This is a genomic window from Fictibacillus sp. Mic-4, assembly GCF_049843615.1.
GTDB lineage: Bacteria > Bacillota > Bacilli > Bacillales > Fictibacillaceae > Fictibacillus_A > Fictibacillus_A gelatini.
In genome coordinates this window covers 1-18,808 of sequence record NZ_JBBHZM010000033.1, presented here as the reverse complement: position 1 = coordinate 18,808, position 18,808 = coordinate 1, and the positions used below count along the sequence as shown (strand labels likewise).

The window sequence follows — 18,808 nt, the reverse complement described above, 5'->3', positions numbered from 1 at the left end:
TTCCCAACGACGTATTATTTTGTCTATTAAGAAAAGGCGGCAAAGCCGTTATCGAAATGAAGAGGTGGAGTTTTTCCACAATTAGGGTGGTACCGCGATGAACATCGCCCCTGCGATTATGCAGGGGCGATTTTTGATGTTTTGGAAAGGAATTCCCTCCGGGGGCAATTAACCGGAGTTTTGATAGAAATAGAGGAGGAGAGAGAAAATGAGATATTTAACAGCTGGGGAATCACACGGCCCGCAATTAACGACCATACTTGAAGGAGTTCCGGCAGGTCTTCCGCTCATTGCAGAGGACATTAACGTTGAACTGGCGCGCAGGCAAAAAGGCCACGGCCGCGGTAGAAGGATGCAGATTGAAAAGGATCAAGTGCAAATTTTGAGCGGAGTGCGCCATGGTGTAACTTTAGGTTCGCCGATAACTTTAGCCGTTGAAAACCGGGATTTTACCCATTGGACAAAAATTATGGGGGCTGAGCCGCTAAGCGAAGGTGAAGCGCAGGAAGTAAAACGCCAGATCACCAGACCTAGGCCGGGACACGCCGACTTAAATGGCGCGATTAAATATGGTCACCGCGATATGCGCAATGTGCTCGAAAGATCATCAGCGCGTGAAACGACTGTCAGAGTGGCCGCGGGAGCGGTAGCGAAACGAATTTTAGAAGAGCTGGGCGTGAAAGTGGCCGGCCATGTCATTGAAATCGGCGGCGTGAAAGCAAGCCATACCGAATACGAGTCAATTGAAGAGCTTCAAGAAAAAACGGAAGCTTCACCTGTGCGCTGTCTTGATAAAGAAGCGGAAGCAAAAATGATGAAAGCCATTGATGACGCAAAAGAAAACGGCGATTCGATCGGCGGGATTGTTGAAGTGGTTGTTGAAGGCATGCCGGTCGGAGTCGGAAGCTATGTTCATTATGACGAAAAGCTTGATGCGAAACTGGCCGCCGCTATCGTCAGCATTAATGCCTTTAAGGGTGTTGAAATCGGAATTGGTTTTGATGCTGCGCATAAGCCGGGAAGCCTCGTCCATGATGAGATTTTATGGGATGCCGAGAACGGATATACGAGAAGAACGAACAATGCCGGCGGATTTGAAGGCGGGATGACAACAGGCATGCCGATCGTCGTTCGCGGGGTGATGAAGCCGATCCCAACGCTCTATAAGCCGCTTCAAAGCGTCGATATCGATACGAAAGAACCGTTTAAAGCAAGCATTGAACGCTCTGACAGCTGTGCAGTGCCTGCCGCAAGCGTCGTTGCAGAAGCGGTTGTTGCCTGGGAGCTTGCCAAAGCGCTTGTCGATCAATTTGGCAAAGATCGAATCGATTGTATAAAAGAAAATATTGAAAACCATAAGAAGCGATCGAGGGAATTTTAATGGAAACCATGGCCATTAAAACGAAGTCAAAAGAATATCCGCTTTATTTAGGAAATGACGCGATTAAAGGGTTAGGCTCACTCCTCGCTGATTTGACTCCTGATGTCTCGAACATTCTTATTATTTCCGAGCAAGCGGTCGCCGATCTTTACCTCGACACGGTCAAACAAGCGGCAGGCCATCATCATAAGGTGTTTACGAAGGTCATCCCGAGCGGCGAATCGTCCAAGTCGTTTGAAAACTATTATGATTGCCAGACGTATGCTTTGGAATCCGGACTTGACCGTCATTCATTGATTCTCGCCCTTGGCGGCGGAATGATCGGAGATTTGGCCGGATTTGTCGCAGCGACGTTTATGCGGGGCATCCGCTTCATTCAAATTCCTACGACGCTATTGGCTCATGATAGTGCGGTAGGCGGGAAAGTGGCGGTAAACCATCCGCTTGGAAAAAACATGATCGGCGCGTTCCATCAGCCTGAGGCGGTCATTTATCATCTTCCGTTTTTAGAGTCATTGCCTGAAGAAGAATGGCGTTCAGGTTTTGCTGAAATGATCAAACATTCCTTTATAGGCGATCCTGAGCTTTATGAATGGCTTAAGAGCGAGATTAAATCCGTAAAAGATTTGCGTGGCGAAAAACTTGTTTACGCCTTAAAGCGGGCGATCGCCGTCAAAGCGAATGTCGTTTTGCAAGATGAAAAAGAGCACGGCATCCGGGCGCATCTAAATTTCGGCCATACGTTAGGCCACGCAATCGAAACGGAATTGGGCTACGGAAACGTATCACATGGCGATGCGGTCGCAATCGGAATGTTATTTGCGACACGATTAAGTGAAATTGTCTATGAAAAAGATTTACAATATGAAGAAATGAAAAAGTGGTTTAATTCTTACGGATTTCCGCATTTGCCTCCAAATTTGAATGCGAAAAATTTATTACAAAACATGAAAAAAGATAAAAAAGCAGGATACGGCAACATTCGCATGGTATTAATGAAAGAAGTAGGTCATTTAGAAGTTGTAAAAGTGTCAGATGATCTCATTCTTCCATTATTAAATGAATTCATCGCGGAGGTGTAGTTTTATGAAAGTGAAAAAACAGTTGTTATCATTGAAAGCCTATCAACCGGGAAAATCGATCGATGAGGTGAAAAGAGAGTTTGGCTTGACGAAAATCGCCAAATTAGCGTCAAATGAAAATCCATACGGTTGTTCGCCAAAAGTGCGTGAAGCATTAAACGACTTTACCGATTACGCGCTTTATCCGGATGGAGCAGCTTTTCAGCTTCGTGAAAAGCTCGCCAGGCATGTAGGTGTCGAACCGGGACAGATTATTTTCAGCGCCGGATTGGATGAAATGATTCAAATCATCAGCCGGTCATTGCTTTCGCCTGATACAAATGTTGTCATGGCTAAACAAACGTTTCCGCAATATAAGCATCATGCCGTAATCGAACAGGCAGAAATTCGTGAAGTGCCGCTGAAAAACGGCTGTCACGATTTAGAGGCGATGCTTGCGCAAGTGGATGAGCAAACTGCTATCGTTTGGATTTGCAATCCGAATAACCCGACAGGCACCTATGTTAATGAAACGGAACTGAAACACTTTTTAGAGCACGTCCCGAAAGAAACGCTCGTCGTTTTAGATGAAGCTTATTATGAATATGCGGTAGCGCAGGACTATCCGGAGTCGATTCCCCTTTTAAATGATTATGAAAACTTGTTGATCATGCGCACATTTTCAAAAGCCTATGGTCTTGCCGCATTCCGTATCGGTTATACGATCGGACATGCGTCGTTCATGCAAAAGCTGGATGTGGCAAGGCTGCCATTTAATACTTCAACGTTTGCGCAAATAGCTGCCATGGCGGCGCTTGATGATCAAGCGTTTATCGAATATTGTGTAGAGGAAAATCGGAAAGGTTTGCAGCAGTATTATACGTTTTGCGAAACGCATCAACTTCCATATTATTCTTCGCAATGTAATTTCATCTTTATGGATCCGGGCAAAGACCCGATGGAAGTGTTCCAGCTTCTTCAGCAAAAAGGATATATCGTTCGCCCGCAAAAAGGAGGCGTACGCATTACCGTTGGAACGAAAGAAGAAAATGATGGCGTGTTAGAGGCGTTGAAAGAATTGATTACCGTTCAGGCTTAAATCTTAAATAGCTCGCCTGTTAAGACGCGATCAAATTTGGATAGAGATAAGAGGAGACAATCGGAGTGGAGAAACGCGTATTACTGATAGGAGTGGGTTTAATCGGCGGTTCGGTTGCCCTTTCGATTAAAAAAGAACATGAAGAAGTAACGATTATCGGCTTTGATGTGAAGAGGGACCACTGCAAGCTCGCAAAAGCGATGCATGTCATTGATGAATGCGCCGAAAGCTTACAAGCAGAAGCGGAGCAGGCAGATTTGATCATTCTGGCTGTTCCCGTAGAGGAAGCGGAGAAATTCATCGATCAATTCTTTCATTGGGAATTGAAAGAGAATGTCATCATTACGGATGTGGGCAGCACAAAAGAAAAAATTATGAGAAGGGCAGAGCCTCTTATCAAAAAGGGCATTGCGTTTATCGGTGGCCACCCGATGGCGGGATCCCATAAAACAGGAGTAGGTAGCGCTAAAGCGCATTTGTTTGAAAACGCCTATTACATGTTGACGGTACATCCGGAGACGAAAAAGGAAAAGGTAGAGGAATTAAAAGAATGGCTGAAAGGGACGAAAGGAAACTTTCTCACTCTTGACGCCAGCGAGCATGATTTACTGACAGGCATCGTCAGCCACTTTCCTCACATTGTTGCTGCTAGCCTTGTCCGCCAGGTGGAGAGCCATGCGAATGAAAATGAGCTTGTGAGCGGCCTTGCCGCCGGTGGATTCCGCGATATCACGAGAATCGCCTCAAGCAGTCCGCACATGTGGAGGGATATCGTTAAGCAAAACCGAAAAACACTTCTTTCCTTATTAAATGAATGGATGATGGAAATGGAAGAAGTTCGCCACCTTGTTGAAAAAGGAGACAGTGAGGAGCTGTTTAACTATTTCGCCGGTGCAAAAGCGTTTCGTGATTCGTTGCCGTCCGGTTCCAAAGGTGCGATCCGATCGTTTTACGACTTATATGTCGATGTGCCCGATCGGGTGGGAGTCATCTCGCATGTTACGACATTGCTCGCCATTGAGCGAATCAGCATTACGAACATACGGATCATCGAAGCGAGGGAAGATGTGTTAGGAGTGTTGAGGATCAGTTTTCAAACGGCAGATGATCGGGCGAAAGCTAAAGCTTGTTTAGAAGAAAATAACTATGAGTCATACATCACGATGTAGGAGGGGGGACAAAACAATATGAAATTATCTCATGTTCAACGATTAAAAGGTATAATGAAAGTTCCAGGCGATAAATCCATTTCCCACCGTTCCGTCATGTTTGGCGCTATCGCCGAGGGGAAAACAAAAGTGACCGGATTTTTGCCGGGCGATGACTGCCTGAGTACAATTGATTGTTTCAGAAAACTTGGAGTCAATATTCATCAAGAAGACGATTATGTCGAAATTGACGGCAATGGAATTGAAGGGTTAAAAGAGCCTCAAGAAGTGCTCGATGTCGGCAATTCAGGAACAACGATCCGGCTAATGTTAGGTGCCCTGGCGAATACGCGGTTCCATTCTTGCATTATCGGTGACAAATCGATTGCGAAGCGGCCGATGAAGCGGGTGACGGTTCCGCTTACTGAAATGGGGGTGGCGATCGATGGCCGTGCAGAAGGCAATTTCACACCGCTCAGCATTCGCGGCGGAAATACGAAAGGCATCCAATATACATCTCCGGTCGCGAGCGGCCAGGTGAAATCCGCTATCTTGCTTGCCGGATTAGGGGCGGAAGGTGTGACTTCCGTTTCCGAGCCGCATAAATCAAGGGATCATACCGAACGAATGCTTCAGGCGTTTGGCGTCAATGTCCAGGTCGATGGATTGACGGTTTCCATCGAAGGAAAGCAGAAGCTGAAAGGAACGAACATTGAGGTTCCCGGCGACATATCTTCTGCCGCTTTCTTTTTGGCAGCCGGGGCGATCGTTCCGGAAAGCGAGCTGACGATTCAAAAAGTCGGAATGAATCCTACCCGCACGGGCATCATTGATGTTTTGCAGCTGATGGGAGCGGATCTTTCGATTGAAAATGCACAAAACGAAGCGATTGAACCATTTGCGGATCTTCATATTAAAACATCTTCTCTAAAAGGCATTGAAATTGGTGGAGAACTCATTCCGCGATTAATCGATGAAATTCCAATTATCGCCCTTATGGCGACACAGGCGGAAGGGACAACGGTCATTAAAGACGCTGCCGAGCTAAAAGTAAAGGAAACGAACCGGATTGACACGGTCGTCAATGAACTGAAGAAACTTGGCGCTAACATTGAAGCAACAGAGGATGGCATGATCATTCACGGGAAAACCCGTTTAGCGGCAAGTTCTGTCGATAGCCACGGCGATCACCGGATCGGTATGATGCTCGGAATTGCGTCATGCATCGCAACTGGCGAAATGACCATCAACAACAGCGATGCCGTTCGCGTATCTTACCCTGGCTTTTTTGACCAGCTAAACGAATTATCTCGATAAAAAAACGAGGAACATAAGTTTTACTACTTATGTTCCTTTAATATGTTGACTTCTGTTTCGAGTTTTTCAAGTTTGTTCATTAATGTACTCATTTTTTCGTTCAAGGCTGCAATTTGTTTTTCGTACATTAAATTCATTTCATGGCTCGTTTCAGGGATATCGTGTAAAGAAGACTCAATTTTATCATCGAAACTATCGGAAAAAGGATCCTCATTCTTCGACATCAACTCATGTTGATTTTCAATAGATTGATCATTCTCGTAAAACTTGCTTTTTATTGAAACGTCAGGATGTTCTTCTTCAATAGCGGGCCATTGATTTGTTAATTCTTCATGGGTGGCCGCATTTTTTAATGTTGAAAACAATTCGGACACGTTTTTGAAAGACTGTCGATTATAGTGTTCAATTAATTTCTCTGGCAAACTAATTCCCTCTCTTTTACAGTAAAAATCGATTAATTTATATTGTAAGTCTTCATCGGGCGGTTGAATGTCCGTTGTGATTCCCCAGCTAAGCCGTGATTCCAGTTTGAAAGAGGAATACCTTGCTTCGAGCCAATCCTTGCTGAATTCATTGCGGGCTAAAACGATTAAGCTGTCACCGTTCCTCTCTTTTACGGTTGTATGTTTTAACCACGTTTCAAAACTCGGCCTGCTCATTTGATGTTCAAGGTGTTGTAAAACGTTTGTTCATAATGCGCGAGCCTCGTTCATTTGTTGCACTTTCTTTCCAAATTGTAAAGAAATAATAAAAACCCTTCAGTCTATAACGGCTGGAGGGCTACTTGCTACGGTGCCAGAATACATGATCCTATTATTTTGAAATTGAAAAAGTGACGTGTTCATACCTACAGTTAATTGATTGTTGTAATGTAGAGTTAATTTTGTATGTATGGCGGCCCCGAGAGGACTCGAACCTCCGACGCACGGTTTAGGAAACCGACGCTCTATCCACTGAGCTACGGAGCCTTATTTTTTCATTTGTCAATTCAAAATACAGTGCATTAAATATTATATAATAGGACGTTCCATTTGAAAAGATTTTCTATTACTTTTTTCTTGAATTAAGTAATTAGACTTTTGAATGTAAAATTTAGAAGTGGTATAGCATACAAAATAACAACTGCACCCCTCATTGATAAAGTTGGGGTGCAGTTGTTTCAAGAAGCGACTTCTTTTTGCTTTGAATGGTCGTTAACTTGCTTTAATGACCAGCGCATTTTTGGCTGTATTAAAGGTTTAAAGAAGTTGAGAACAGGTTGTCGTGTGACTAGCCAACAAATTGCTGCAGCAAATAGCAAGCAAATCACTAATGCCAGAGCTATATGAAGGGTTAATAATTCGGTTTCAAATTTGCGGAATAAACGGACAATATTCGTATGAATCATATAAATGAAAAGCGAATACACACCTAGCTTATTAAAGAAAGCGAGCTTCTTTTCTTGCGGCACTAATAGCATTAATGCAATAGATAAAATGGTTATAGCTCCATAAAGAATAAGCTGGATCGTTCCGCCTTTGAGAAAGGACCAGTCGAAATAATCGTAGGATTTGCTCATAAATAATAGCTCCGTAAAGCCGCCTTTTTTTGTTAAGAACAGGGCCGAACCGAAATAGGCGAGCACAATGGCAATGGCACCCCAGCGAAACGGCTGTTTCCATGAATGCGCTCTCTTTTTAAGAGACATTACGATGTTTTTATTCGCTAAATAGTAGCCAATTAAGAAATAAGGATAAAAGTTAATTAATTTACGTAACGAAAACCATTTTGTTACATCATCTACATAGCTAATCCAGATCGCTAATCCTAACGCAAAAAGCAAAGGATAACGAAGTCGCAATACGTAAGGTGTGATCGCGCTCCAAACGGCAATCCCTAATAAAAACCACATCGCCCAATACGGATCAAAAATATCCATGATTCGGCTATCTGATGAAAAGCTTACGATTTCATTATCATTGATTAATTTCTGAAACACGCCATTGATTAGTTGCCAAATGACAAAAACGGATAGTACTTGCACGATTCGGTCAATTCGGTTGGGGCGAAAAAAATATCCGCTTATTAAAATAAATAAGGGCATGTGAAAGGAATAGATCACGTTATATAAATAATGAGCCGAGAAATAACTGTCACGATACGTTTCAATTAAATGTCCAAATACCATTAGAAAGATTAAAATCCCTTTCATATTATCAAACCATGGTATGCGTTGTTTTGCCATTCTACCTCCTCCAAAACTTAATTTCGGCAGAATCGAATCATTTTCAATCCCGCGCAATCAATAGAACATATTGGATAGTGCCCTATTCTAGATGGAAAATCTATTACAGACTTTCGGAACAAATTAAGTTTTCAGGGGGGTTCAGAATTCTCTTCTTATACGATCGTTTTAGAGATAAGTCTTTCGGCTCAGTCGTTAATAAGAAAAAGGATAGGGAAAAGAACCATTGATATAAAATGAACGGAAACCGCATGAGGATCATCTTGTGCGGTTTTTAATCCATTAGTCCCGTAACTAGAGAGAAAGACCTGATTTTGAAAATTTCTAAAATTAGGTCTTTTTCATTCTGGAAATAAATAGTATGATGGACTCGATTAAGTTAGTAAAGGTAACAAACTAACCTTCGGGAGTATTTGTTGAAGGATCGAATAACGGTCGCCTGAAACTATAACGGATGAAACGAGTTGAGGGACTTTTTACGTTTGATTAAGGAGATGAGAGATGAGTGTGTTTGAAAAAGGAACTCCTTTTACTATGAAAGAAAAAAATAAGCGTCTGATCTTGCAATGCATACAAGACGATTCGCCTCTATCCCGGTCAGAAATCGCAGAAAAGCTCAAAATAAGCAAGCCTACTGTTTCTTCTATAGTAGAGGAGCTTTTGCAGGAAGAATGGATTAAAGAAATTGGGGCTGGAACTGCAGGAGCCCAGGGGGGGAGGAGGCCGATTCAGATCATGTTTAACCATCAAGCTCGTTTTGTTATCGGAGTGGATATCGGCGGAACAAAAACATTGGCGGCCATTAGTGACTTATCGGGGAATTTGCTGGCCACAACATTATTTCACACACAAGAAGAAGTTCAATGCGGGATCCTTCACAAAGTGAATATGGTAGCCAAACAAATGCTGGCTGAACTGAATATTGATGAAAAAAAAGTTCTCGGGATAGGCATCGGCGTTCCCGGGATGACAAATGTAAAAGACGGCATTGTGATTGATGCGCCGAGCTTAAGATGGAAAATGCACCCACTGAAACATGAGGCAGAAAAAATATTCCCCTGGCCGGTTTTTATCGATAACGATGTCAACGTCGCCGTTTTAGGAGAACAATGGTTAGGAGCAGCGAAAGGAATGTCGAATGTCGTATTAATTTCAATAGGGACTGGAATTGGCTGCGGCATGATTTTAGAAGGAAATCTTTATCGAGGGTCTTCCTGGGCGGCTGGAGAAATTGGCTACTTCGTCACAGATATTCATCAGGCAAAGCAAAAGGATGATCCAATTTATAGCGGGTATGGCTTCTTGGACCGCCATGCTGGAGGGGCGGGGATCGCCAACAAGGCGAGTCAAGCGTTGAAGAAACAATCGAATCACCCGTTGCAAGAGAAGGCGCTCATAACCGCAAAAGATGTTTTTGATTATGCGAAATCAGATGATCCTATAGCTTTAAAAATTATCGAAGAGGTAATTGATCATATTGGCTTTGCCATCGCCAATGTGATTTCAATTATAAATCCAGAGGTGATTATTCTGGGGGGTGGGATATCCAAAAGCGCCGATTGGTATTTGCCAAGATTGGAAGAAATCATTTCGCAATTTGCCTCAGTTCCGACAGAAGTGAAAAGGTCAGCATTCGGTTCGGAAATTGGCGTGCTTGGAGCCGTTTCATTAGTTTTAAGGGAAAGGGAATGCGTCTTGAAAACTCTTAGTTGAAAGGAGTCTGTCGAATGCGGAAAAAATGGTTCTCTTGTTTAGCCAGCTTTTTATTATTGGTTTCACTTATGGTCCCTATTCAAGCAAACGGAAAGGAAAAAGACCAAAAGCCTGTAGAACTATGGGGGGCACTGAAACCGCTGGACACGATCGTAAGTTTTATGAATACGGGTGCGCATCCGGACGATGAACGAAGTGACATGCTCGCCTATTTATCAAGAGGCCGCGGTGTCCGAACGGCAAGCCTGCTTGCAAACCGGGGAGAAGGCGGACAAAACGAAATTGGGAACGAACTGGGAAACGCCCTTGGAATTATTCGCTCAAGGGAATTGATGGAAGCAGCCAAAATTACTAGCGTTCAAGTTTTTCATTTAAGCCAGAATCCTGACGACGAAATTTATGATTTTGGCTTTTCAAAGTCGGTCGAAGAGACGTTATCTAAATGGGGGGAAGATGTCGCGTATGAGCGATTGATCCGCATTATTCGCACATACCGGCCGGATATTATCATGCCGTCGTTTTTAAATGTGAATACTGAACACGGACATCATCGAACAGTTAATGTTTTGACGCTCCGGGCATTCAAAGACGCGGCTGACCCTAAGGTTTTCCCGGAACAACTAAAAGAGGGCCTGAGTCCATGGCAAATTAAAAAGTTATACTTGCCTGCGTCAGATAGCAGTGCCACGACCTCTTTTGAAATCGGGATGTACGATGACATTTATGGCATGACTTACCCGCAGCTCGGCGAAGAATCTCGATTCTTACATAAAAGCCAGGGGATGGGGAAGAAAATCCCTGCCGAGCCTCGAACGATTCATTTAAACCTTGCGAAATCCGTGACGGGTATTCCGGTAAAGGAAAGCAGCATGTTTGATTCGATTCCATATGATTTTAAAGAATATGCCGCTAACGTTTCAAATGAACCGAAGATTTCAACAGAATTAAAGAAATTGCAAAATGAATTGGAACAATTGATTAGCCTTTATCCGAACGATGACAAAATCGCTGATTTAACCTATGATGTCTTGCAGCATGAACGGCAAGTGGCGAAGATGGTAAAGGCAAGCAACATGGATAAAACGACAAAGGAAGACTTGCTTTTCCGCTTATCAATTAAGGAACAGCAGTTAACTAAACTAAGTGAAGTCGCTTCAAAAGTAAAAGTTGAAACAGACGTAGAAAATCCAACACTCGTTAGAAACGGATCGACGAAAGTGAAAGTTGCGATTTCGAACAACGGGAAAAAGGCGCTCCAGCATGTCAATGTTAATCTTTCGGTCCCTGAGCAATGGAAAGTAACGAGAAAAGATCAAGCGAAAACGGTAAAACCCGGGGAAAGGGCTGTCATTCACTTCACCGTTCATGTTCCGAAAAACGCATCCTATTACCAGCCGTATGATCCGCCGGTCATCCACTCAAAAGTGACGTATGACGTGAAACGGACGAAAACAACCCATCAATTTGAGCCGAAACAAACGGTAACGGTTCTGCCGGAAGTTAGCCTCCAGTCTGATCCCGAAAGTCTTGTTGTCAATACAGCTGACGTGAAAGAAAAAATGGAAGTTAGCGTTAAAGCGAAAAATTACCAAAAAGGGCCGTTGCATTCTGTCCTCTCATTAAAGGTGCCAAGAAATTGGAAGGTAACGCCAAGTGCCGTCCCAGTTTCGTTTACTAAGCAAAACGAAGAAAAAACAGTCACGTTTACAGTGAAGCCGCCTAAAGACGTAAAGGAAGGGAACTTCACTTTCGATCCGTTTGCCGTTGTTCATCAGCGAATGGTCAATACGGCCGTTCAAGTCATTCACTACGATCATATTGGCACATTCTATTATCTATATGATGCAAAAACAAAAGGCGTTTCATTCCCGCTCGCTTTCAATAAGAATTTGAAAATTGGCTATGTTGAAAGCGGATTTGACAATGTCGCGGATGAGTTGCGAAGAGTTGGGATGAATATAGCAAGCTTGACAGAAGGGCAATTGGAAACGACAGACCTTTCGCAATTTGACACGATTGTCCTCGGCATTCGCGCTTATCTTTCAAGGGAAGATTTGCTTGCCAATAATCAAAAACTGCTAGACTATGTCAAAAACGGGGGGCATCTTGTCGTTCAATACAATAAACCGGAAGATCATTGGGACGCAGACTCCACAGCGCCATATAAACTCGTTATCGGGAGTCCGTCCATTCAATGGCGGGTAACCGACGAGCAGGCAAACGTAACGGTATTGAAGCCAGAGCATGCACTCTTTAACACGCCAAACAAAATAACGGACAAAGATTGGGACAACTGGATTCAAGAAAGGGGACTCTATTATCCTAGTGAATGGTCCGATCAATTTGAGCCATTGGTGCGTATGGCAGACCCGAATGAAAAGCCGTTCGATGGCGGCATTTTACTCGCCCATTACGGAAAAGGGACATACATTTATTCAAGCCTCGTCTGGTACCGGCAAATCCAAAACCAGGTCCCGGGAGGCTATCGACTCTTTACCAATTTAATGGATTATAACGGAGAGTAAAAGACAAGGAGGGGTTAAAAAATGATAGGGAAAAAAGGGATAGGTTTATCTGCGCTAATGCTAGGCTTTTCCTTGCTATTGACGGGCTGCATGGCGGGAAGCAGTGAAAAGGCGGGTGGCGGATCCAATGGGAATAAGAAAGGCTTAGAAGAGAAAGTCGTCATTTATTCACCGCACGGAAAAGATATTTTGCAAGAGTTTGAGAAAAAGTTTGAAGCAAAATACAATGTGGACGTCGAATGGCTGGACTTAGGATCACAAGAAGTTTTCGACCGCGTCCGCTCAGAAAAAAACAACCCTCAAGCGGATCTTTGGTGGGGAGCGCCTTCTGTTCTTTTTAATCAAGCAAAAGACCAGGGGCTGCTTGAAAAATACAAGCCGAGCTATTCGAAAGCGCTGGCAGATGAATTCCATGACAAAGATTGGTACTGGTCAGGAACGAGCCAAACACCTGAAGTCATTATGTACAATTCCAAGCTTGTAAAGAAGGAAGAAGCCCCAAAAGATTGGGACGATTTATTGGACCCAAAATGGAAAAACAACATTATTATCCGCTATCCTCTCGCCTCGGGAACGATGCAAACGATATTCGCCGCGATGATTTATCGCGACTATAAAGACACGCAAGATCCGAAAAAAGGCTATGACTGGCTAAAGAAGCTGGATAGCAGCACAAAGGAATACGCTGCAAATCCTGAAATCATGTACAACAAAATTGCAAAAGGAGAAGGAAGCATTACGGTTTGGGATATGCCAGATGTTGTCATGCTAAAAGAACAGAAGAAATACCCGTTTGAATTTGTCATTCCGGAAAGCGGAACGCCTGTATTAACGGAAGGAATTGCGCTTGTGAAAGGAGCGAAGCACCCGAAAGCGGCGAAGGAATTTTATGAATTTGTCAACTCGCAAGAAGCGAACAAAATTCTAGCCGAAAAGTATTACCGGATCCCAACGCGCAATGACATCAATGGTCTTCCGAAGTGGATTGAGGATACGGAAATTAAACCGATGAAAATTGACTGGAACGTGTTTGAGAAGAAAACGAATGAGTGGATGGAGTATTGGGATACGAACATTAAGAGCAAGGAAAAAGAGAAGAAAGAGTAAGCATAGGGGGCAAGGACGATGTCATCCATTACGCTAAAGCACGTTACAAAAAAATTTAATACATTCAGTGCTGTCAAAGAGTTGAACCTTGAAATTAAAGAGGGAGAATTTTTCACCTTTTTAGGGCCGAGTGGTTGTGGGAAGACTACAACACTTCGGATGATTGCCGGATTCTATTATCCTACAATCGGTACGATTCATTTTGGGGATAAAGACATGACACGCGTTGCCCCCGAAAAGCGGAATACGGGCATGGTTTTCCAAAACTATGCCCTTTTTCCCTATATGACCGTCTTTGAGAATGTAGCCTTTGGTTTAAAGGTAAGAAAATGCGCAAAAAGCGAGGTCATAACGCGGGTTGAGGAAGCGTTGCGCAAAGTGCGGCTTGAACAATTGATCGATCGGCAAGTCAGCCAGTTAAGCGGGGGCCAACAACAGCGTGTTGCATTGGCTCGGGCCCTTGTCATTGAACCGGACATCCTGTTATTGGATGAACCGCTCAGTAATTTGGATGCCAGACTTCGCGATGAAATGAGGGCGGAAATCCTCCGTTTGCAGAGAGAATATCGCATTACAACCATCTATGTGACGCATGACCAGGTTGAAGCCTTAACGATGAGTGACCGGATCGCTGTTTTCAACACTGGCGAGTGCCAGCAAGTCGGGACACCGAAACAAATTTATGATGAACCAGCCAATGATTTTGTCGCCTCGTTTATCGGTGAGACGAATTTACTTTCCATACAATTGGCAAGGGAAGATGATGAAAAGATCTATGTTCGGTTAGAAAATGATGAAACAACGGAAATGGTTATTCCAAAGGATCGTTCGAATACGATAAAAGACACCCCTTCCGCTCTCTCCATCCGCCCGGAAGCGGTTGAAGTTTCAACAAAAGAATTAGAAGGAACCAATTGTTTTCAAGGAACGATAGAGATGGTTCAGTTTACGGGTGCGGCGGAACATCTATTTATTAAAGTTGGAGAGAAAACGATCCAGGCGCTTGTTTTAAATAATCACCTTTGGAGTGAGCGGAAAAAGGGCGAGTCTGTCTGGATCCGATTCCCTGAAGAATATGTGCGGATTATACCGAATGTATTGGGGGAGGGCGCCCATGAGAAATAAAGAGATGCGTTTTACGATGTTCCTTCTTATTCCGGTTGTCCTTGTTTTGGTCGGTTATGTTCTTTATCCATCGATCCGGACGCTTTGGGAAAGCTTTTTTTATAAAGGGAGCATAGGGGTTGGCAACTATAAGGCATTCTTTAGCCCGGAAAGCCTGTCTAATTTAGAGGCGCTGTGGAACTCGGTGTATATTTCGCTGCTAAGTGTATTATGCAGTGCCCTTATCGGCATTCCGCTGGCATTTATCTTTAATAAATATGAATTTCCGGGACGCAGCTTTTTTTCAAGTGTTGCCATTTTGCCGATGGTGCTTCCTTCACTAGTTGGCGTGATGGCGTTTATGTTTTTATACGGGGAGTCAGGTCTTATTCCAAATGCAATAAAGGATTTATTTGGACTTGAAAAGGTGCCTTTTAAAATCGGCGGCGTATCCGGAATTTTAATCGTCCATGCGTACACGATGTATGTTTATTTTTACATGACCGTCTCCTCTACCATTCGAAATATTGACCCGTCGCTTGAAGAAGCCGCATTCAATTTAGGGGCAAGCCGCTTGACGGTTTTTCGTAAAGTCACCTTGCCGTTATTAACACCAGCGATAGTAGGAGCATCCTTGCTCGTATTTATGACATCGATGGCGTCCTTCAGCGCTCCGTTTCTTCTCGCCGGTGGATTTCGAGTCTTAAGTTTGCAAATTTATTTTTCAAAAATAAACGGAAATATGGAGATGGCCGCTACGCAATCCGTCATTTTATCCATTGTATCGATTTCCTTTTTATTATTTATGAGATGGTACCAAAATCGAAAAGATTACCGGATGCAGGCGAAAGGAATCGGTGCCCACCGAAGCGAGGTAAAGAACCTGTTTGTCAAATGGACGATGGTCGCAATCGGTGTCATAGGGGTTATTGTTTTGCTGCTTCCTCATGCGACGATTTTAGTATTATCACTCGTTCCGGACGGCACGTGGACATGGCAAACGTATCCGTCAGTTTTTAATTTTGAAAACTATATGTTGCTATTTAAGGACCCGGCTATTTGGGATCCCGTGCGCCACAGTTTGACGCTGGCATTTATTGCAACACTCGGAAACCTGGTATTTGGCGTCATAACTTCCTATGTGCTAGTGAAGCGCAAGTTTATCGGTAAAAACCTGGTTGATAGTATGGTCATGCTTCCATGGGCATTGCCGGCTACCGTTGTCGGGATGAATCTTATTCTGGCATTCAATGAACGATCGATCTTAACGTTCGGCCATATACTAGTAGGGACGTTTTGGATTTTGCCGCTGGCTTACTTTATTCGCCATATCCCGCTTGTTGTCCGTTCAACAAATGCGGCGCTGGAACAATTGGATGATTCGTTGGAGGAAGCGTCGAGAAATTTAGGCGCAAAGTGGTTTTATACGTTTCGAAGGATCGTGCTGCCACTCGTCCTGCCGGGCGTTCTTTCCGGGACATTGCTCGCGTTTGTAGAAGCAGTTGGCGAATTTCCGACATCGGTGCTGCTTTATACATTAAACAACCGGCCGATATCAATCGAAATTATGAACCAGCTTCGGATGTTTAATATGGGCCAGGCTGCAGCGTATGGAATGATTCAAATTAGTTTAATTGCCATTGTGCTGTTTATATCCAACAAATTTTTCGGTGTGAAAGCGGAGCGGTCACTTTAGTCTTTAAATAGGGAGGGGCGAACCGGCATAATGAAAAAAGAAGAGTTTATCGAGCAAGAAGGCTCTGTGTTTCCAGGGAAATCCTATGTTGAGCATTTGCTGCGCCACGTCTTTGAAGATCAACGCGATTATTTGTTTACGGATATGTTTAAAATCCACCGGGCGCATGTTGTCATGTTAACCGAACAAAACATTATCCCGCAAAGCGAAGCGAAAGTCATGCTGCAAGGAATTGAGAACGTATCAAAAACGGATTACCGCAGCTTGCAATACGATCCGCATTTTGAGGATTTATTTTTTATGATGGAACAGAAGATAAGCGAGGAAATCGGATCTGACCTGGCAGGAAAAATTCACATTGCCCGCAGCCGGAACGATATGGGTGTGGCCATGTATAGGATGGTATTGCGAAAGCATATCTTGCAGTTAATTGGAAGCAGTTTGCAAGTAGGAGAAGCATTATTGGAACAAGCGAACCGCCATAAGCATACCGTAATGACGGCTTATACGCATACACAGCCGGCCCAGCCGACAACGTTAGGGCACTATTTGCTTGCGATCCATGATGTGCTCTCAAGGGATGTTGACCGATTATGGTCTGCTTATAGATGCGTGAACCGTTCGCCACTAGGTGCGGCGGCGCTATCGACAACAGGGTTCCCGATCAACCGCAACCGGGTCCGGGAGTTATTAGGATTTCAAGAACTTGTTGAGAACTCGTATGATGCCATTGCCGCAGGTGACTATTTAATCGAGACGGCGACTTCCGTCTTGTCGCTAATGACCAATGCAGGCAGGTGGATTCAAGATTTTCTCCTGCAAGCAACACGTGAATTTAGTGTTATTCGGGTAGCCGATCCTTATGTACAAATTAGCAGCATCATGCCGCAAAAACGAAACCCGGTGTCGATTGAACATTCCCGCTCGCTTGCAAGCAGTTCAGTTGGGGAAGCGCTATCTGCAATTCAAATGATCCATAATACGCCGTTTGGGGATATCGTTGATACGGAGGATGACTTGCAGCCTCATTTATATCGCAGTTATGAAAAAGCCAATCGGGTGATGCATTTAATGCATGCGGTTATTCGAACAATGACGGTCAATGAAGAGCTAGTGACAAAGCGGGCAAGAACATCTTGCATTACAATTACGGAATTGGCGGACGTCTTAGCGAGGGAGAAGCATGTGCCGTTTCGCTTATCACACAAAATCGCAAGCATCATTGCAAAAACGTGCACATCCCAAAACAAAGAGCTGCATGAGCTTTCGGTTGAAGAAGTAAATGAAATGATTGCGCATGTGTACCCGGCTCAAGTTTCACAAAAAGATTGGGAAGCGATCACATGCCCGAACGAGTTCGTAAAAAGAAGAAAAGTACAGGGCGGGCCAAATCCGCAAGAAGTTTCAAGAATGATTACGTTAAGGGATCAACAGTTAAACGAAGCGATCAATAAATTATGTACGGAAAAAGAAAGGTTAAGAGCTGCCGCTGAACAATTAGACCGTGCGGTTAGGAACATAACCGAAGATACTGTTTAATCAATACTTTTGATAACTATGAAGCATCATAGCAGGAAGGCGTTTTGGGATAATAATTCGATCCACGCCTTTTTTTACCAAAAATGCCGGGTCGCAAAATCGTTGCGGCCCGGTATTTTTTAAGCGATCGTCAAAAACGCAGCTAATTCTTTACTTTTTTGTTTTCTTTTCTTCCGCATTCTTGCCCGCTCGGGTGCGGTTTCATGCAATTTTTTCTCTTCTTTTGTTTCCGGGATGACTTCCGGAACACGCGTTGGGCGTTTATTCTCATCAAGTGCGACAAATGTCAGGAGGGCAGTTGCCGCAATTTTGCGTTCACCGCTTTTTAAGTCTTCAGCTATAATTTTCACGAATACTTCCATTGACGATGTGCCTGTCCATGTTACATAAGATTCAAAACAAACCGAATCTGTTGGCTGGATGGGATGCAAAAAATCGACTGAATCTGTTGAAGCAGTTACGCATTCTTTTCGACTGTGGCGCGCTGCGGAAATGGAGGCGACCTGGTCCACATCACTCATTAACTTGCCGCCGAATAACGTATTGTGGTTATTAACATCGTTTGGGAATACCCGGCTTGTCCGAATCACTCGAGATTCTTTGCAATATTTCGCTTCCATAGACACTTCTCCCTAAACTAATCGAAATCTATTCATACTATGATCCCACCATTAAGGGCGTTTCAACATTTAACTTCCATGATATATTTTTGGCTTCCTGGCAAGAATCTAGCATGCTTCCTGCCAGGAAGCCATTTTTAAAAATTTATTTGTTTAACCTTCTAGCAATAATTGCTCTGGATCTTCGAGCATTTTCTTAATCGCGACGAGGAAGCTTACCGCTTCTGCTCCGTCGACGATCCGGTGGTCGTAAGATAGAGCGATATACATCATT

At 43.7% G+C, this 18,808-nt stretch carries 14 protein-coding genes, 1 tRNA gene, 1 pseudogene and 1 other annotated feature (1 of these 17 cut by a window edge); of the genes and pseudogenes, 11 read left to right on the top strand and 5 right to left on the bottom strand.

The genetic code is table 11. The features are described from left to right. Window positions 1–115, top strand: a binding site (T-box leader); it begins 110 nt to the left of the window's first position. Window positions 116–208: 93 nt separating this feature from the next. The 5 genes from aroC to aroA all read left to right on the top strand — a co-directional run bounded on the left by aroC (window position 209) and on the right by aroA (window position 6,006). Further along, window positions 209–1,381, top strand: a complete 1,173-nt coding sequence (aroC, locus tag WD019_RS17285) for a chorismate synthase (RefSeq protein WP_026679347.1) — start codon at window positions 209–211, stop codon at window positions 1,379–1,381. Continuing rightward, the gene (gene aroB / locus WD019_RS17280; RefSeq protein WP_425712293.1) at window positions 1,381–2,463 is read left to right on the top strand and encodes a 3-dehydroquinate synthase; all 1,083 of its coding nucleotides are present in this window, start codon (window positions 1,381–1,383) and stop codon (window positions 2,461–2,463) included. The genes aroC and aroB overlap by 1 nt, the downstream gene beginning before the upstream one ends. Before the next feature lie 4 nt (window positions 2,464–2,467). Further along, window positions 2,468–3,541, top strand: a complete 1,074-nt coding sequence (hisC, locus tag WD019_RS17275) for a histidinol-phosphate transaminase (RefSeq protein WP_425712292.1) — start codon at window positions 2,468–2,470, stop codon at window positions 3,539–3,541. 65 nt (window positions 3,542–3,606) lie between these two features. Continuing rightward, a complete protein-coding gene (locus WD019_RS17270; protein WP_425712291.1) occupies window positions 3,607–4,710 on the top strand; it encodes a prephenate dehydrogenase in 1,104 nt (367 codons plus the stop codon). A gap of 18 nt (window positions 4,711–4,728) precedes the next feature. After that, complete coding sequence (aroA, locus tag WD019_RS17265; RefSeq protein WP_425712290.1) at window positions 4,729–6,006, top strand: 3-phosphoshikimate 1-carboxyvinyltransferase; 1,278 nt, start codon at window positions 4,729–4,731, stop codon at window positions 6,004–6,006. A gap of 23 nt (window positions 6,007–6,029) precedes the next feature. On the opposite strand, the pseudogene WD019_RS17260 reads toward aroA, so the two are convergent. The 3 genes and pseudogenes from WD019_RS17260 to WD019_RS17250 all read right to left on the bottom strand — a co-directional run. Then, window positions 6,030–6,680, bottom strand: a pseudogene (locus WD019_RS17260) (DnaA N-terminal domain-containing protein); the annotation flags it as partial. Window positions 6,681–6,898: 218 nt separating this feature from the next. Further along, window positions 6,899–6,974, bottom strand: a tRNA-Arg gene (locus tag WD019_RS17255). Between the two features lie 191 nt (window positions 6,975–7,165). After that, window positions 7,166–8,230: an acyltransferase family protein gene (locus WD019_RS17250; RefSeq protein ID WP_425712289.1), complete on the bottom strand. Its 1,065-nt coding sequence runs from the start codon at window positions 8,228–8,230 to the stop codon at window positions 7,166–7,168. A gap of 501 nt (window positions 8,231–8,731) precedes the next feature. Here WD019_RS17250 and WD019_RS17245 point away from each other — a divergent pair. The 6 genes from WD019_RS17245 to argH are packed head-to-tail and all read left to right on the top strand — an operon-like array spanning window position 8,732 to window position 17,914. Further along, window positions 8,732–9,943 carry an ROK family transcriptional regulator gene (locus tag WD019_RS17245; RefSeq protein ID WP_425712288.1) on the top strand — a complete coding sequence of 404 codons (1,212 nt, stop codon included), beginning with the start codon at window positions 8,732–8,734 and terminating at the stop codon, window positions 9,941–9,943. 14 nt (window positions 9,944–9,957) lie between these two features. Beyond that, window positions 9,958–12,468, top strand: coding sequence for an NEW3 domain-containing protein (locus WD019_RS17240; protein ID WP_425712287.1), 2,511 nt, complete (start codon window positions 9,958–9,960; stop codon window positions 12,466–12,468). A gap of 21 nt (window positions 12,469–12,489) precedes the next feature. After that, entirely contained in the window at window positions 12,490–13,575 is a 1,086-nt protein-coding gene (locus WD019_RS17235; protein WP_425712286.1) for an extracellular solute-binding protein, read from the top strand. A gap of 18 nt (window positions 13,576–13,593) precedes the next feature. Continuing rightward, a complete protein-coding gene (locus WD019_RS17230; protein ID WP_425712285.1) occupies window positions 13,594–14,700 on the top strand; it encodes an ABC transporter ATP-binding protein in 1,107 nt (368 codons plus the stop codon). Next, entirely contained in the window at window positions 14,690–16,375 is a 1,686-nt protein-coding gene (locus WD019_RS17225) for an ABC transporter permease (protein ID WP_425712284.1), read from the top strand. The genes WD019_RS17230 and WD019_RS17225 overlap by 11 nt, the downstream gene beginning before the upstream one ends. Window positions 16,376–16,405: 30 nt before the next feature. After that, window positions 16,406–17,914 (top strand): argininosuccinate lyase, encoded by a 1,509-nt coding sequence (gene argH / locus WD019_RS17220; RefSeq protein ID WP_425712283.1) that lies wholly within the window; start codon window positions 16,406–16,408, stop codon window positions 17,912–17,914. A 119-nt stretch (window positions 17,915–18,033) separates the two neighbouring features. Here the strand turns inward: argH and WD019_RS17215 are convergent, their stop codons facing one another. Beyond that, window positions 18,034–18,534, bottom strand: a complete 501-nt coding sequence (locus tag WD019_RS17215; protein WP_425712282.1) for an acyl-CoA thioesterase — start codon at window positions 18,532–18,534, stop codon at window positions 18,034–18,036. Window positions 18,535–18,687: 153 nt separating this feature from the next. Beyond that, window positions 18,688–18,808 (bottom strand): 2-oxo acid dehydrogenase subunit E2 (locus tag WD019_RS17210; RefSeq protein ID WP_425712303.1); only part of this gene is annotated, 121 nt, incomplete at its 5' end.

Coding starts and splice junctions, on each gene's coding strand:
- WD019_RS17225 (WP_425712284.1), top strand. CDS start 14,690: ATGAGAAATAAAGAGATGCGTTTTACGATGTTCCTTCTTATTCCGGTT.
- WD019_RS17240 (WP_425712287.1), top strand. CDS start 9,958: ATGCGGAAAAAATGGTTCTCTTGTTTAGCCAGCTTTTTATTATTGGTT.
- WD019_RS17215 (WP_425712282.1), bottom strand. CDS start 18,534: ATGGAAGCGAAATATTGCAAAGAATCTCGAGTGATTCGGACAAGCCGG.
- WD019_RS17245 (WP_425712288.1), top strand. CDS start 8,732: ATGAGTGTGTTTGAAAAAGGAACTCCTTTTACTATGAAAGAAAAAAAT.
- hisC (WP_425712292.1), top strand. CDS start 2,468: ATGAAAGTGAAAAAACAGTTGTTATCATTGAAAGCCTATCAACCGGGA.
- WD019_RS17250 (WP_425712289.1), bottom strand. CDS start 8,230: ATGGCAAAACAACGCATACCATGGTTTGATAATATGAAAGGGATTTTA.
- argH (WP_425712283.1), top strand. CDS start 16,406: ATGAAAAAAGAAGAGTTTATCGAGCAAGAAGGCTCTGTGTTTCCAGGG.
- WD019_RS17235 (WP_425712286.1), top strand. CDS start 12,490: ATGATAGGGAAAAAAGGGATAGGTTTATCTGCGCTAATGCTAGGCTTT.
- aroC (WP_026679347.1), top strand. CDS start 209: ATGAGATATTTAACAGCTGGGGAATCACACGGCCCGCAATTAACGACC.
- aroA (WP_425712290.1), top strand. CDS start 4,729: ATGAAATTATCTCATGTTCAACGATTAAAAGGTATAATGAAAGTTCCA.
- aroB (WP_425712293.1), top strand. CDS start 1,381: ATGGAAACCATGGCCATTAAAACGAAGTCAAAAGAATATCCGCTTTAT.
- WD019_RS17230 (WP_425712285.1), top strand. CDS start 13,594: ATGTCATCCATTACGCTAAAGCACGTTACAAAAAAATTTAATACATTC.